This window comes from Rhizobium sp. SL86 (genome assembly GCF_026672545.1).
In the GTDB taxonomy this organism is placed as follows: Bacteria; Pseudomonadota; Alphaproteobacteria; order Rhizobiales; family Rhizobiaceae; genus Neorhizobium.
On record NZ_JAPPRJ010000009.1, the window covers coordinates 916,128 to 929,128 of the forward strand.

Here is a 13,001-nt window from a genome sequence, read left to right on the forward strand (position 1 = left end):
AAGCTTGGTTTACCTGCCCGCAGACGCCCGCTGGGCGCCCCCGGTATCCGTTGAGACGCCATGCAGCTGCAGGAAGGCGTCGACCGCCCTCGCCGCCTGGCGTTGATTGTCCTTCAGCCCCGGTTCGCCGAGCAGCATGCGCACATGCAGATCCGAGACGATGAGGCCGTAAAGTGTGTGATAGGCGCTGTCGGCATCGTGGAAACGCAACAGCCCCGCCCGGCGCCCGGCCTCCATCAGGCCGATGGCGCGCCGGTCGATTTGCCGCCGGCCGTGCTCGATCAGCAACCGGCCGAGCTTGGAGCCTTCGCGGCTGGCCTGGCCGATCGCCAAACGGTTGAGCGCCAGCGACACCTCGCCGGAGAGCACTTCCAGCAGGTCACGACCAAAGGTTTCCAGATGCTCGCGCAGAAGATCGGGCGTCAGCCGCGCCGAACCCCGCTCGAAGGTGCGCACCTTGCTCGCCTGATGGGCGATCATCGCGGCCAGAAGACCGTCGCGATCGCCAAACCATTTGTAGAGGCTTTCCTTGGAACAGTTGGCAGCCCGCGCCAGGCCGGAGGTCGTCAACGCTTTTTCGCCGCCATCCACCAGAAGCTTGAGCGCCTGCTCCAGAACCTCGTTCTGGCGGGGCGAAAACTCCGGCATTTCTGACAGCTCGGCGGACACGTTGCAAACCCTCCCTCTTGCACATCATAACGCTGCTGAGCGCACATCGGTGCATCACGCAGTCTTGCGTACCGTACGGTACGGTTCCTTCCGTTTAAGCGGGCGGACCGAAGACGTCAAGAGGGGAATCGGAAGGTCTGGCAAGAATCGCAACAACATCTTATGCAAGGCGAAGGAAGTGGAGGGAGTGGCGACCATGCGGATGAATTTTCTTGCGCTGACCTTGGCGGTCGGCACCGGGCTTCTGGCATCGCAGGCAACGGCAGCGGAAAACCGCTGCGGCTGGGTGCAGAACCCGACGCCCGGCAATTACTGGCTGGATGATCGCGACGGATCGTGGACGATCCTGACCCAGGGCTCGGACCTGGAACCGGACGGCATCGACAACATGCCGGATTTTTCTGCCGGCCAGTTCGTGCAGACCAATGGTTATTACGGTTACGCCTGCGCCTGCATGTCGGTGGAAACCGACAAGGCGGAGATGCGCATCACCGAGATCCGCTCCGTCAAACAGCTTCCCTTGTCGAAGTGCAAGAACGACCGGACGCTGCCGAACCCGGAAGGCTGAAAACCGCTGGCACCGAAAGAAACGTCAGGCAGCGAGCTCGGACGCATCGAATTTTTCGCGCGCCGCCCGGATCTCCCCATGATGCGCAGCGGCCCAGGACATCACGCCTTGCAACCGCGAAAACAGCGAATGGCCGAGTGGTGTCATCTTGTATTCGACGCTCGGTGGTTTGGTCGGGAAAACCGTCCGTTCCACATAACCGTCGCGTTGCAGGTCGCGCAGCGTCTGGGTCAGCATGCGCTGGGAGATATCGGGGACGAGACGGCGCAACTCGCCGAAACGGTAGGGTTTCTCCGACAGCGCCAGTAGAAGAAGCGTCGCCCACTTGCCGGCGATCTGGTTCATGACATCGCGCACCGGGCAATTGTCGGCATTCCATTCCTGTTTGTCGCAGGATGAAAAACTCAAGAGTTCGCGAGGCGTGCGCTGATCCATGCTGGTTCCCTGAAGGTAACGATCTCCCGCAAAACTGCCTTCTTTACAGGCCGCAGTCAATTCATAGTCTAGTGCTACTCTCAAATTGAGAGCAAGTTTCAAGGCTGCATCCCGCAGTCTCCAGTGAAGGACATGACTGATGACGAAACTTCTCGTGACCGGTGCCTCCGGCCAACTGGGCAGCGCCGTGCTGGCCAATCTGTTGGCAAATGACGGCGTTGCCGCCGATCAGATCGTGGCTGCGAGCCGCAATCCGGCCAAGCTTGCCGACCTTGCCGGCAAGGGCGTCGAAACCCGCGCTGCCGATTTCGACGATCCGGCAAGCCTCGAAGCCGCCTTTGCCGGTATCGACCGCCTTCTGCTGATTTCGACGGATGAACTGGCGGTGCCCGGCAAGCGGCTTGCGCAGCACAAGGCAGCCGTTGCCGCCGCCGTCAAGGCGGGCGTGAAGCACATCTTCTATACGTCGATGCCGAACCCGGACAAATCGCTGATCAGCTTCGCCCCGGATCACCTGGGAACGGAAGAGGCCATCAAGGCGAGCGGCCTGCGTTACACGATCCTGCGCAATTCCTGGTATACCGACAACCATTTCATGGGCCTGCCGCACGCGCTCGAGGTCGGCAGCTGGTACACGTCGCAGGCAGGCGGTCGCCTGCCGAACATTTCTCGTGCGGACTGCGCGGCAGCGGCGGCCGCCGCACTGGTCTCTCCGCCGGAAGGCAACGCCCTCCTGACGCTGACGGGCGCGCAATCTCTGACCGCCGAAGAGATTGCCGAGATCGTCTCGAACCTGACCGGCAAGCCGCTCGCTGTGGTCCAGGTCAGCGACGAACAGCTCGCCGGTGGCCTGCGCGGTGCCGGCATGCCGGAATTTGTCGTCCAGCTGGTGGTCACCGCCGATGCCAATATTCGCGCCGGCAATTTCGACATGGTCACCGACGATTTCGAGAGCCTGACCGGCCGCAAGCCGCAGACCGTCGCGGACTTCTTCGCCGCCCACAAGGCAGCGCTCGGCTGACCACCGCCTGATCAGCCGGAAGAGCCGGTGGCGTGCGCCTTGCGCGCCGCCGGCATATAGTTGACTCAGTCAACGAAATAATGGACAAAGTCTCCTATATGGGAGGCGACCATGTCCGATCTGCTCGATACCATCCGGCGCTTCAACCGCTTTTATACCGACCACCTCGGCCTGTTGTCGCAAGCCTATCTGCAGTCACCTTATTCCCTGACGGAAGCGCGGGTGATCTACGAAATCGGTGCACGGCCCGGCGTGACCGCCGCAGATCTCACCCGCGACCTCACGCTCGATCCCGCTTATCTCAGCCGCATCCTGCGGCGGTTACGCGCGGAAAACCTGCTGCGCAGCGAACGCGACGCCAACGATCGCCGCAGCCAGAACCTGTTTCTGACCGACGCCGGCCAATCGGAGTGGCAAACGCTTGGCGACCAATCGCGCCGGCAGATCGAACAGTCGCTGGCGCCGCTTGATACCGACGCGAAAAACACCCTGGTGGACGCCATGAAGACTGTCCGGGATCTGCTTGATTTGGCAGAGAACAACAACACTCCGGCGATCCTGCGTCAGCACCGGCCCGGCGACATGGGCTGGGTGATCGAGGCGCAAACGCGATTCTACACCGAAACCTTCGGCTGGAATGACCAGTTCGAGGCGCTGGCCGCCGAGGTAGCAGGGCAATACCTGAAGAGCTTCGACCCGGCTCTGGAACGGGGATGGATTGCCGAACGGAACGGACGCCGTGTCGGCTCTGTCTTTATTGCCAACGGCGGCGAGGGCATCGCCAAACTGCGCCTGCTTTATGTGGATGGCACCGCCCGCGGTCTCGGCCTCGGCAAACTGCTCGTCGCCGAGGCGATCCACTTCGCCCGCCAGTGCGGTTATCGTCAGTTATCGCTGTGGACCAATGACAATCTGGAGGCCGCGCGGTCGATCTACCGGAAGGCAGGTTTTCGCCTGGTGTCCGAGGAGCGGCACAGGATGTTCGGGCCGGAACTGACCGGCCAGACCTGGGTGCTGGACCTCAGGCCCGCCTGAACGGCCTGCTAAGGTCAGAAGAATGGGGTCAGATTGCCTCGCCGCAGGCGCGACGGAAACGGCGCACGGTCTCGGCCATGCCGTATTCCAGCGCATCGGCGGTCAACCCGTGACCGATCGAGACTTCGGCAAGATGCGGAATGCGTTTTGCCAGCGCCGGCAGGTTGGCGACCGTCAGATCGTGCCCGGCATTGACGCCGAGACCCTCGGCCTTGGCCGCATCGGCGGTCCGTCCCAGCAGCTCCAGCATCTCCTTGGCCTTGTCCGGCGCATCGAAACAGCCGCCATAAGGGCCGGTATAAAGCTCGATGCGATCGGCACCGGTCGCCTTGGCAAGCTTCACCGCCTCTTCGTCGCCATCGCCATCGGCAAACAGCGAAACACGCATGCCCTTGGCTTTCAGCCGCGCGACGATCGGCTTCAGCATCTCGCCCTGCTGGCGGAAATCGAAACCGTGATCGGAGGTGGCCTGCGACGGATCATCCGGCACCAGCGTCACCTGTTCCGGCTCGGTGCGTTCGCACAGAGCGAGAAAATCCTCGCTCGGATACCCTTCGATATTGAACTCGGCATTGGGGAACGCATCATCGATCAATGCCCGCAGCACCGGAAGGTCGGAAAACCGGATGTGCCGCTGGTCAGGGCGCGGATGCACCGTCAGCCCATAGGCGCCTGCTTCCAGCGCGATCCGTCCGAGGTGAGCGACACTCGGCCAGGGCAGATCGCGGCGATTGCGCAGCATGGCGACGGCATTCAGATTGACGGAAAGCTTGGCGGGCATCGCGGTTGTTCCTTCGGCAGATGAGTAGATTGTCTAGACCAAACCGCAGCAGGCCGGCAACGGCACGCGCCGCCAGAACACATGCAAAATGCTGAAGCCTCTATGAATTCTTGTGGTGATGGAATCGCAGTTTCATTTATATCAAAAGTTGCTAATTTTAGAACAACTATAAGACGGCCAGAGCCGTCGCTGGGAAGGAAACGATAAAATGCCGAAAGCGGGCTTTCGGCCAGATGCGGGAGGTGTCAATGCAATCGGATTTCTTTTACGGCAAACCAGCCGAACCATGGGAGGGCCGGCAGGAAACAATGGTCTTTCTGCCCAGGTTCGCCCGGGCGGATGCAGCGCGCCACGCACCTCTGCCGATTGCCGATATGGCGGATCTTTTCGGCGTCACCCATCGAACCCTGCATTTCTACGAGGAAAAGCGGCTGATCAAGGCCGAGCGGCTCGGAACGATGCGGGTCTATGACGCGGAGAACATCCGCCGGATGGCCGTCATCTGCGCCTGCCGCGAGATCGGCATTTCGCTCGCCGCCATCCAGGACCTGATGGAGGAACTGGGCGACGCCCGGACCCAGGAAGAGGCCGACAATCTGTTCCAGCAGGCGCTGGAAGCGCGCAAACGGGAAATCACCGCCGATCTCTCCTCGATCAACCGCCAGATCCAGCAGATCCGGACCCTGATCGAACGCACAGAAGTCCTGTCGGGCGTGCGTGTCGAACATCGCCCCTCCGTATCGGATCTCGAACGGCGCTGCCTGATCCTGATGATGGAAGGTTACAGTGGCCGGGAACTGGCCGAACGGCTGGGGATCGACCTTGCGGCACTCGTCCGGCTCGAAGACGAGCTGATGGAGAAACTCGGCGCCAGCAACCGGTTTCAGGCCGCGGCCAAGGCCGTCATGATCGGCATCATGCCCCATTAGTTTCCGCTCCCAACCATGCGTGGGACAGGACCCAAGTTGAATTATGGCAAAACCATGATTGCCGTTTTGTAACGTGACGGCGGCGAGCCATCCCTTTAGGTTTTCTTCAGAACGATTCTAATCTGAAGCAGGAACCTGATGGCAAACCTTCTCCTTCGTTACGCGACACCGCTGATCACCGGTCTGTTTCTGGTGTCGCTGGTGTCCGGCATCGCACTGTTCTTTCACTGGGGACCGATGGCCTTCCACGGCATCCACGAATGGCTGAGCATGGTGCTGATCCTGCCCTTCGTGCTGCATCTATGGAAGAACTGGCGGCCGATGACGGCCTATTTCAAGCGGGCACCGATGGCGATTGCGCTTGCGCTGTCGCTCCTGGCTTCGCTGGCCTTCTTCATCCCGCTTGGCTCCGGCAACGGCCAGAAGGGCGCGCCGCCGCAGGTCGCCATCCTGCAGTTGATTTCCGCAGCAAAGCCCTCGCAGATCGCAAGCCTGGTCGGCCGGACGGAGGAAGAGGTGATCAGCTTCCTCAAAGACAAGGGTTTTGCCGCCGCCGCCGCGGATCGTTCGATGGGCGATATCGCGCAATCCTCCGGCAAGAGCGACCGCGACCTGATGGTACATGTCGCCTCGCTTCGCCGGTAACGGAGGTCGTCAGCGGACGATGGTGATCGTCTCGGCCGCGCGGGTGATGGCCGTATAGAGCCAGCGCTCGCGTGTATCGCGAAACGCCCAGCTTTCGTCGAACAGCACGACCTTGTTCCACTGCGACCCTTGAGCCTTGTGCACGGTCAGCGCATAACCGAAATCGAAATCATCGTAGCGCTTCTTGGTCGTCCAGGGGATCTCCCCCTCTTCTTCGAAGGCCTGCTTCAAAAGCTTGATCTTCGCCGCACCGCGATCCATGTCGTCGTCTTCCGGACGGATCATCAGGTTGATGCCGGGTTTGACGGTTTCGCGCGAAGAACTCATCACTTGCCAGAGCGAGCCGTTGAGCAGCCCCTTGGCCGGATCGTTGCGCAGGCAGACCAGCTTGTCGCCCGATTGCGGATAGGGCAGCGAAAACCCTTTAAGCTCGCGCAGGCGCTGATTGTAGCGCCGCCGTGTCTTGTTGGTGCCGACCAGCACCTGGTCCGCCTCCAGCACCAGTTGCTGGTTGACCTCGTTGCGGGAAATCACCTGCGCGGTTCCGTAATCGCCGTGCATGATCTCCTTGCCCTCACGCACATGCATGGCGAGCTGGATGATCGGATTGTCACGCGCCTGGCGGTGGATGTCCGTCAAGAGATAATCCGGCTCCTGTTCGGTGAAGAAGCCACCGCCGGAGACGGGCGGCAGCTGGCCGGGATCGCCGAGGACGAGAATCGGCGTGCCAAAACTCATCAGGTCGCGGCCGAGCTGTTCATCCACCATCGAGCACTCGTCGATGACGATCAGTGCCGCCTTGGCGACCGGGCTTTGCCGGTTGATGGAAAACATCGGCGAGACGGAGGTCTTGCCCGTTTCCTCATCTTCCACCGCTTCCTCGCCACGCGGGCGGTAGATCAGCGAGTGAATGGTTTTCGCATTGGAGGCGCCGCGTGACCGCAGCACTTGCGCTGCCTTGCCGGTGAAGGCGGCAAACAACACGTCGCCATCGACATTTTCGGCAAAATGCCGGGCAAGCGTCGTCTTGCCCGTTCCGGCATAACCGAACAGGCGAAAGACAGGGCTTCGCCCGTCCTTCAGCCATTTCGAAACGGCCTTGAGGGCCTCATCCTGTTGCGGAGCAAACTGCATGGCGCGACTTGGCAGGATTCTGCCTGCGGTGACAACCGAAAAAATCCGGGAAGGGCGGGAATAAACAGGAAGGCTGCGGTGTCTCCTGTTTGTCCGGTCACGACGACCGGTTCATTGAGGGAGAAAGTTTCATGTTTTCCAACCGCAACGCATTCATCGCTCTTGCCGGCCTCGCGCTTTCGCTCGGGATTTCCGGACCGGTCACGTCCGCATTCGCCGCCGGCGCTCCGGTAAAGACGGTCGATACCACCAAAGGAAAGGCCCTTGCCGGCGAAAACGGCATGACGCTCTACACCTTCCGCAAGGATACGCAGGGCGTTTCCAACTGCGAAGGCCAGTGCCTGGCCAACTGGCCGCCGCTGACGGCCGCCGCCGACGCGAAGGCAGACGGCGCCTTTTCGGTGATCACCCGCAAGGACGGCACCAAACAATGGGCCAAGGGCGGAATGCCGCTGTATTTCTGGATCAAGGACAAGGCCGCCGGCGATACAACCGGGGACGGCGTCAACGGTGTCTGGGACGTGGCAAGACCCTGATTCTCTGTTAGCGTCAGCACCATGACGGAGCCGCAGGATATAAGCTTCGAGGGCCAGTTGCTGGCCCTCCTCCCGGCGCTCAGGCGTTTCGCCCGCAGTCTGGCGCGGTCGGATGCCGAAGGCGAGGATCTGCTGCAGGATGGCATCGTGGCGGCCCTGTCCCGCCGCGCCCAATGGCGCGGCCTGAACCTGCGCAGCTGGATGCTCGCCATCATCAGCAATCGTTACCGCAACAGCCGGCGCAGCCATGGTCGCCACCCGACCGCGCCGCTGGACGAAGCCCTGGATGTGCCGGTGCCCCAGGCGGAACCGGACCCGATCGGACGAATGCGTCTGGAGGCGGCATTAAACAGCCTGTCGCCGGACCAGCGGATGGTCCTGATGCTGGTGGTCATCGAGGGCATGCCTTACCAGGAGGTGGCTGACCTGCTGCAGATCCCGCTTGGCACCGTCATGTCGCGCCTCTCGCGCGCCAGGCAGAAGATATCCGATACGATGGCAGCGGAAAACGTCATTCCGCTGAGGAGACAGACATGACCGCCCACCCTCCCGCACCCGATGAGGATGAACTGCACGCGTTCGCCGACGGTCTTCTGGATGAAGCGAGGCAGGCTGCCATCCGTCTGTGGCTGGCAGATCACCCGCACGCGGCAAAACAGGTCGCCGATTGGCAGGCCCAGAACGACGCCATCCGCAAGGCCTTTGCCGGCCATGCCCGGCGGACGCCATCCGACGCAGCCATGGTGCGTCAGCCACGCCCTTCGCCACGCTTCGCCTGGAACCGGGTGGCCGCGGCTTGTCTTCTGTTCCTGACCGGCTGCGGCACCGGTTATCTGATTTCCCTGACCCAGCATCCGGACGCTGCAGCACCTCTCCAGCGCACCAGCCTGCCGCAGGAGGCCGAAACCGCCTACCTGATCTATGCCAGCGAAAAACGCCATCCCGTCGAAGTGGCCGCGGAGCAGGAGGCGCACCTCGCCGCCTGGCTCGGCAAACGCCTCTCCTATGAGCGGCTTGCGGTGCCCGATCTATCGCGGCTTGGTTTTCAACTGGTCGGTGGCCGCCTGGTACCCGTCGAAGGCGGGCCTGGTGCCCTCTTTATGTACGAGGATCAGCAGGGGCAAAGGCTGACCATGCTGGTCGGTCGGAATGCCGAGAACCGGGAAACAAGCTTTCGTTTCGCGACCAGCGGATCGGTGGAAACCTTCTACTGGATCGACAACGGCTTCGGTTATGCCGTGACCGGGGAGATCTCACGCGATCTGCTGCGAGACGTGGCGGAGGAATGTTATAAACAGTTTCCCGCCTGACGCGGTTTTGCCATCGGATCGTTCGACAGTTCGATCGGCCGGCCATGCGGGGTGGCTTCTGCCGCCCGCTGCCAGCTTTGCTGCAGGGCAAACACGCTTGCCTCGTCGGCTATGCCTTTTTCGACGAGAAGATGGGTGAGTGCCGCGACCCAGGCCTCGAAATAATCCGATCCGTCCGCGGCCCGTTCCGGGCGATGCACCTGATGCGACAGATGACCCGCCCATTCGCTCCAGGAAAACAGCCCACGCTCGAACAGATGCACCGTGAGGCCAAAGGCCTGCGCCTGCCACGGTTCGGCAAACACCGGCTCCCCGTTCTCCGTGCTTGGCAGCCCCGGCGACTGGACAAGCGGGGACGACGTTTCACACTGGCTCAAGATAACTCTCCCAGGCATCGACCGACACCGTCAGCGTCGGGTCACTCCCCTCGCCCCAGATCTCCAGCCCGTCAAAAACGACGGTGTAGACCCATTGCGGGTTTTCGCCGTGGCCATGCGCATTGTCGTCGGGAAAAACGAAGGAGCCCTGCACCGCTTCGATGACACCTGTCTTGGCCCGGGCATAACGCGGCAGGCGGGTATGGGTCACGGGATTGAGGTTTTTCGTGCGCACCGCCTGCCCCACCACGAAACGCGGCGCCGCCTCGACCGGCCGGTCGCATGGCCCGCCGCGTGCGAGAACGCCCGCCACCATGTCGGCCTTGAGCACCCGCTTCGGAAGAGCACCTTGCGTCTCCGACTGGCCTGCTGCCAGCTCCCGAGGGGTCACGAAACCGTGGCGCGACAACAGCGTCTCCAGCGCGCGGATCCAGATCTCGTAATAGCTCGCCGAGAGATAAGCGGCCGGAGGAATATTTTCCCGTGCATGCCGGCTCTCGTCGATCGTCCAGGCCCCGAAGGCACCACAGGACAGAGTGAGCCCCAGCGCCCGTTCTTCCCATTCGGCATGAAAATAAGGCTCATCCGGCTCCGGCGCGACCGGGCCGAACCCCATCTGTCCGCCGAGATCATGCGGTCCGTTCATCGCAGCACCTCCGGCTGACGTGCAAGGCCGGTGCCGATCATGCTGTCGCGGGTGACGAGATCGGCGAGTTGCTCGACTGTCCAGCCCTTTGTTCCCTGAGGGCGCACGGGCACCACCAGATAACGCAATTCGGCAGTCGAATCCCACACACGGATCTTTGTTTCCTCAGGCAGATCAAGGCCGAATTCCGAAAGCACCCCGCGCGGATCGATGACGGCGCGCGAGCGGTAGGCCGGCGCCTTGTACCAGACCGGCGGCAGACCCAGCACCGACCAGGGATAACAGGAGCACAAGGTGCAGACGACGAGATTGTGCGTCTCCTCCGTATTAAACACCGCCCGCATGTGCTCGCCCTGGCGGCCGGTATAACCGAGACTGGAAATTGCTGCGGTCGCATCGCGCTTCAGCCAGTCGGCGAAATCCGGATCGCTCCAGGCGGTCGCCACGACGCGGGCACCATTGCGCGGGCCGACCTTCGTCTCGTAGGTCTCGACGATCGCATCGATCGCCGCCGGATCCACCAGCCCCTTTTCCGTCAGAAGTGTTTCGAGCGCCCGAACCCTCGCCTGCATGTCGGAATAGTGGTTCTCGTGGTCATGGTCATGCGCGTGCTCATGATGGTCATCATGAGGGTGATCATGGTCATGGTGGTGGTCTTGGCCGCTCATCACATTCTCCCGACGGATCACAGCTAGACAGCACCGAACGGCCAATGGGTCAAGCGGGCAACCAGGCAGGGGACGGATCGGGCAGCTGATTGGCAATCATCACGCCACGTCACCGGAGGTTGATTGAATTAACTCCTATACAATCGAAAGTTAATAGGATTATATTCCTTCCCACATTTCTCTTCCGGGGACATATGTGGGATCACGCGATCCGACCAGCACCGCATCTGTTGTTGCGTCCGAGCCGATGGAGCGGATTGCCGTCGGCGTGGCGGCCGCCGGAGACACGCCCGGCTGGCAGTCGCTGGTCAGCACGCTGTTCGACTGGAAACCGTTTCCCGCACGCCGCCGCATGGATGGTGCAGAAAGCCTGTCGGTGCATCATTTCGGTTTCTTTCTCGTCTGCCATATGACCGGTGTGACGGGCCGGTTCCGGCGGACGCCGATCCGGCTGAACCTCGATGATCTTGATCACCTTGTGGTGACGATCCCGTTGCAGGGATCGCTGGCATTCTGCGCGCCGCGCCCGCAGCGGCTGCGGCCGGGCGATGTGGCTGTGGCGGATCTGCGGGGCGAACTCGCCTTCTCGATGGGGCCGGGCGAGGCCGTCCATCTCATCCTGCCGCGCATGTTTCTCCCGGCATCGGTGGCACCGCCGGACATATCCGAGCTTCGCCTGCTGCGGGGAGAACGGCTTGCCGCCCGTTTTCTGATCGATCTCGCGCAGATGCTGATCCGCATGCCGGCCTATGCCGATCGAGGGGAAGCCTCGGGGCTTGCCGCAGTCTTGCGCACACCGCTCGCCTTCTGCCTTGCCGCTGCGGAGGGACCCGAGACGGCACGCGAGACACTGCGGCGCGGGCGGGACATCCGTCGCTTCATCGAGGACAATCTCGGCGATCCGGATCTCGTCCCCGCCAAGATCATCGCCCGGTTCGGGCTGTCGCGCAGCCAGCTGTTTCGCCAGTTCGACAGTGCAGGCGGCGTCGAAACCTATATTCGCCGCCGTCGGCTGCGCCGCACGCTCGTCGATCTCGCCGACCCGGCTCTGTCGAGCCGCAATATCGGCGAGATCGCCTATGCGGCGGGGTTTGCCGACGAGGCGCATTTCAGCCGGCTCTTCCGCGCCACCTATGGCACGACGCCGCGCGCCTTTCGCAAGGGTGGCAGAACCGGAATCCGGCCCGGCAGCCGAGAGGCGGGCGCAGCAGCCCCGCAGCCGGCGGAGCGTCTCCTCTCCTGGCTGGAACAATTGCGCGATGCCTGATCCGACGACGGTTTGGAACGCTGGTGCAAGTTTTTGGAACGCTCGCCACCGGACGCCGGGAAGCCGCTTGGCTAGTCTCACCCCAGTCGAGACGAGATGCAGCGGATCAACAGGAGCCGGGCACCCCAAAAGACACGGAACAACAGCTACCGACGCCGCAGACACGCCGCGTCCGACAAGATTTTCGCGCCGGAACCGCAAGGCCTTCGGCACGACCTGACATCCGCCCCTGCTGGAACCACCGCCCGCGACCAGCGGGGAACGGATGAGCCGACGCGTCTTGCCCGCCCCCTCGGCAAGAGCGTCGGCTCCCCACCCTCACCAGGGCGAACCCACCGAAACAGAAAGGTTAAACACATGACCACCTATTCGCTCACCTGCGTCAACGATTCCCAGCTCTCCGGCAGTTTCGCGGTCTTCCAGAAGCCGCTGCCGTCCACCATGCCCGGCAATGTCTTCTCGCTCGCCTGGTTTGCCCGCCCGACGGCACCCGGCACGCGGGTCACCTTCACCTGGGGGCTGGACTACAGCTTCACCTGGTCGGAAACCGGCATCCTGAAACCCGGCATCAATTTTGCCGCCTCGCAGGTTGTTCCGGCCGATCCGAACGCGCTCAACCAGATCGAACTGAAGAAGGACGATTACGGTGCGACGACCTTCTCCGGGCTGAGTGCCGGCGGTTCGCTCGGCTCGCTGACGATCAAGCAGCTCTCCAACGTCAAGCCGAACGAAACCTCCGTCGGCATCGGCATGGCCGGCTCCGGCACCTTTGCCGTGCAGGCACAGCCGAACATGACGGCCGTCTTCACCCCGCATCCGAACTACTGGGTGATCTTCGGCAACTTCGAGACCGGTGACGTGATGGACGTCGAAGACGTCACCAACGCTGTGGAAGTCACCTATGGCGGCGCCCGCACCTCGCGCAACGCCGTCCTCAACCTCGACAACATGATCACGGTTTCCTGACCGGACAAGGTGGC

General features: G+C 62.5%; 17 protein-coding genes. 10 read left to right on the forward strand and 7 right to left on the reverse strand.

What is annotated here, in order from left to right:
* Window positions 1-9: 9 nt before the first annotated feature.
* Window positions 10-648 (reverse strand): TetR/AcrR family transcriptional regulator C-terminal domain-containing protein, encoded by a 639-nt coding sequence (locus OU993_RS27435; protein ID WP_215567462.1) that lies wholly within the window; start codon window positions 646-648, stop codon window positions 10-12.
* Window positions 649-871: 223 nt separating this feature from the next.
* Here OU993_RS27435 and OU993_RS27440 point away from each other — a divergent pair, with 223 nt between their 5' ends.
* On the forward strand, window positions 872-1,237 hold the full coding sequence (locus OU993_RS27440; RefSeq protein ID WP_268162569.1) for a DUF4087 domain-containing protein: 366 nt from the start codon (window positions 872-874) through the stop codon (window positions 1,235-1,237).
* 24 nt (window positions 1,238-1,261) lie between these two features.
* On the opposite strand, the gene OU993_RS27445 is transcribed toward OU993_RS27440, so the two are convergent.
* Window positions 1,262-1,672 (reverse strand): winged helix-turn-helix transcriptional regulator, encoded by a 411-nt coding sequence (locus OU993_RS27445; RefSeq protein WP_268162277.1) that lies wholly within the window; start codon window positions 1,670-1,672, stop codon window positions 1,262-1,264.
* A gap of 136 nt (window positions 1,673-1,808) precedes the next feature.
* On the opposite strand from OU993_RS27445, the gene OU993_RS27450 reads away from it, so the two are divergent.
* Window positions 1,809-2,693, forward strand: coding sequence for an SDR family oxidoreductase (locus OU993_RS27450; protein ID WP_268162571.1), 885 nt, complete (start codon window positions 1,809-1,811; stop codon window positions 2,691-2,693).
* 111 nt (window positions 2,694-2,804) lie between these two features.
* Window positions 2,805-3,728 carry a bifunctional helix-turn-helix transcriptional regulator/GNAT family N-acetyltransferase gene (locus tag OU993_RS27455; RefSeq protein ID WP_268162279.1) on the forward strand — a complete coding sequence of 308 codons (924 nt, stop codon included), beginning with the start codon at window positions 2,805-2,807 and terminating at the stop codon, window positions 3,726-3,728.
* 28 nt (window positions 3,729-3,756) lie between these two features.
* On the opposite strand, the gene OU993_RS27460 is transcribed toward OU993_RS27455, so the two are convergent.
* Window positions 3,757-4,509: a pyridoxine 5'-phosphate synthase gene (locus tag OU993_RS27460; protein WP_268162282.1), complete on the reverse strand. Its 753-nt coding sequence runs from the start codon at window positions 4,507-4,509 to the stop codon at window positions 3,757-3,759.
* 248 nt (window positions 4,510-4,757) lie between these two features.
* Here OU993_RS27460 and OU993_RS27465 point away from each other — a divergent pair, with 248 nt between their 5' ends.
* Both OU993_RS27465 and OU993_RS27470 read left to right on the forward strand, forming a co-directional pair.
* A complete protein-coding gene (locus tag OU993_RS27465) occupies window positions 4,758-5,438 on the forward strand; it encodes a MerR family transcriptional regulator (protein ID WP_268162285.1) in 681 nt (226 codons plus the stop codon).
* Window positions 5,439-5,576: 138 nt separating this feature from the next.
* Window positions 5,577-6,083 carry a DUF4405 domain-containing protein gene (locus OU993_RS27470; RefSeq protein ID WP_268162286.1) on the forward strand — a complete coding sequence of 169 codons (507 nt, stop codon included), beginning with the start codon at window positions 5,577-5,579 and terminating at the stop codon, window positions 6,081-6,083.
* 9 nt (window positions 6,084-6,092) lie between these two features.
* Here OU993_RS27470 and OU993_RS27475 read toward each other — a convergent pair whose 3' ends face one another.
* Window positions 6,093-7,217 (reverse strand): ATP-dependent DNA helicase, encoded by a 1,125-nt coding sequence (locus OU993_RS27475; RefSeq protein WP_268162287.1) that lies wholly within the window; start codon window positions 7,215-7,217, stop codon window positions 6,093-6,095.
* Window positions 7,218-7,348: 131 nt separating this feature from the next.
* Here OU993_RS27475 and OU993_RS27480 point away from each other — a divergent pair, with 131 nt between their 5' ends.
* The 3 genes from OU993_RS27480 to OU993_RS27490 are packed head-to-tail and all read left to right on the forward strand — an operon-like array spanning window position 7,349 to window position 9,063.
* Entirely contained in the window at window positions 7,349-7,753 is a 405-nt protein-coding gene (locus tag OU993_RS27480; protein WP_268162288.1) for a COG4315 family predicted lipoprotein, read from the forward strand.
* 21 nt (window positions 7,754-7,774) lie between these two features.
* Window positions 7,775-8,290: an RNA polymerase sigma factor gene (locus tag OU993_RS27485; protein WP_268162290.1), complete on the forward strand. Its 516-nt coding sequence runs from the start codon at window positions 7,775-7,777 to the stop codon at window positions 8,288-8,290.
* Complete coding sequence (locus OU993_RS27490) at window positions 8,287-9,063, forward strand: anti-sigma factor family protein (protein ID WP_268162292.1); 777 nt, start codon at window positions 8,287-8,289, stop codon at window positions 9,061-9,063. The genes OU993_RS27485 and OU993_RS27490 overlap by 4 nt, the downstream gene beginning before the upstream one ends.
* Here the strand turns inward: OU993_RS27490 and OU993_RS27495 are convergent.
* From OU993_RS27495 to nthA, 3 genes are read right to left on the reverse strand one after another with little or no spacing between them, the layout of a single operon-like run.
* Window positions 9,042-9,440, reverse strand: a complete 399-nt coding sequence (locus OU993_RS27495) for a nitrile hydratase accessory protein (RefSeq protein ID WP_268162294.1) — start codon at window positions 9,438-9,440, stop codon at window positions 9,042-9,044. The two genes, OU993_RS27490 and OU993_RS27495, sit on opposite strands and share 22 nt — an antisense overlap.
* A complete protein-coding gene (gene nthB, locus OU993_RS27500) occupies window positions 9,427-10,086 on the reverse strand; it encodes a nitrile hydratase subunit beta (RefSeq protein WP_268162296.1) in 660 nt (219 codons plus the stop codon). Before nthB ends, OU993_RS27495 begins: the two co-directional genes overlap by 14 nt.
* A complete protein-coding gene (nthA, locus tag OU993_RS27505; protein WP_268162298.1) occupies window positions 10,083-10,754 on the reverse strand; it encodes a nitrile hydratase subunit alpha in 672 nt (223 codons plus the stop codon). The genes nthB and nthA overlap by 4 nt, the downstream gene beginning before the upstream one ends.
* A 196-nt stretch (window positions 10,755-10,950) precedes the next feature.
* On the opposite strand from nthA, the gene OU993_RS27510 reads away from it, so the two are divergent.
* Window positions 10,951-12,021 carry a helix-turn-helix domain-containing protein gene (locus OU993_RS27510; RefSeq protein WP_268162299.1) on the forward strand — a complete coding sequence of 357 codons (1,071 nt, stop codon included), beginning with the start codon at window positions 10,951-10,953 and terminating at the stop codon, window positions 12,019-12,021.
* A gap of 357 nt (window positions 12,022-12,378) precedes the next feature.
* Window positions 12,379-12,987 (forward strand): protein rhiA, encoded by a 609-nt coding sequence (locus OU993_RS27515; RefSeq protein ID WP_268162300.1) that lies wholly within the window; start codon window positions 12,379-12,381, stop codon window positions 12,985-12,987.
* The last annotated feature ends 14 nt before the right edge of the window (window positions 12,988-13,001 follow it).

Coding starts and splice junctions, on each gene's coding strand:
- OU993_RS27435 (WP_215567462.1), bottom strand. CDS start 648: ATGCCGGAGTTTTCGCCCCGCCAGAACGAGGTTCTGGAGCAGGCGCTC.
- OU993_RS27440 (WP_268162569.1), top strand. CDS start 872: ATGAATTTTCTTGCGCTGACCTTGGCGGTCGGCACCGGGCTTCTGGCA.
- OU993_RS27445 (WP_268162277.1), bottom strand. CDS start 1,672: ATGGATCAGCGCACGCCTCGCGAACTCTTGAGTTTTTCATCCTGCGAC.
- OU993_RS27455 (WP_268162279.1), top strand. CDS start 2,805: ATGTCCGATCTGCTCGATACCATCCGGCGCTTCAACCGCTTTTATACC.
- OU993_RS27460 (WP_268162282.1), bottom strand. CDS start 4,509: ATGCCCGCCAAGCTTTCCGTCAATCTGAATGCCGTCGCCATGCTGCGC.
- OU993_RS27465 (WP_268162285.1), top strand. CDS start 4,758: ATGCAATCGGATTTCTTTTACGGCAAACCAGCCGAACCATGGGAGGGC.
- OU993_RS27470 (WP_268162286.1), top strand. CDS start 5,577: ATGGCAAACCTTCTCCTTCGTTACGCGACACCGCTGATCACCGGTCTG.
- OU993_RS27475 (WP_268162287.1), bottom strand. CDS start 7,217: ATGCAGTTTGCTCCGCAACAGGATGAGGCCCTCAAGGCCGTTTCGAAA.
- OU993_RS27480 (WP_268162288.1), top strand. CDS start 7,349: ATGTTTTCCAACCGCAACGCATTCATCGCTCTTGCCGGCCTCGCGCTT.
- OU993_RS27485 (WP_268162290.1), top strand. CDS start 7,775: ATGACGGAGCCGCAGGATATAAGCTTCGAGGGCCAGTTGCTGGCCCTC.
- OU993_RS27490 (WP_268162292.1), top strand. CDS start 8,287: ATGACCGCCCACCCTCCCGCACCCGATGAGGATGAACTGCACGCGTTC.
- nthB (WP_268162296.1), bottom strand. CDS start 10,086: ATGAACGGACCGCATGATCTCGGCGGACAGATGGGGTTCGGCCCGGTC.
- nthA (WP_268162298.1), bottom strand. CDS start 10,754: ATGAGCGGCCAAGACCACCACCATGACCATGATCACCCTCATGATGAC.
- OU993_RS27515 (WP_268162300.1), top strand. CDS start 12,379: ATGACCACCTATTCGCTCACCTGCGTCAACGATTCCCAGCTCTCCGGC.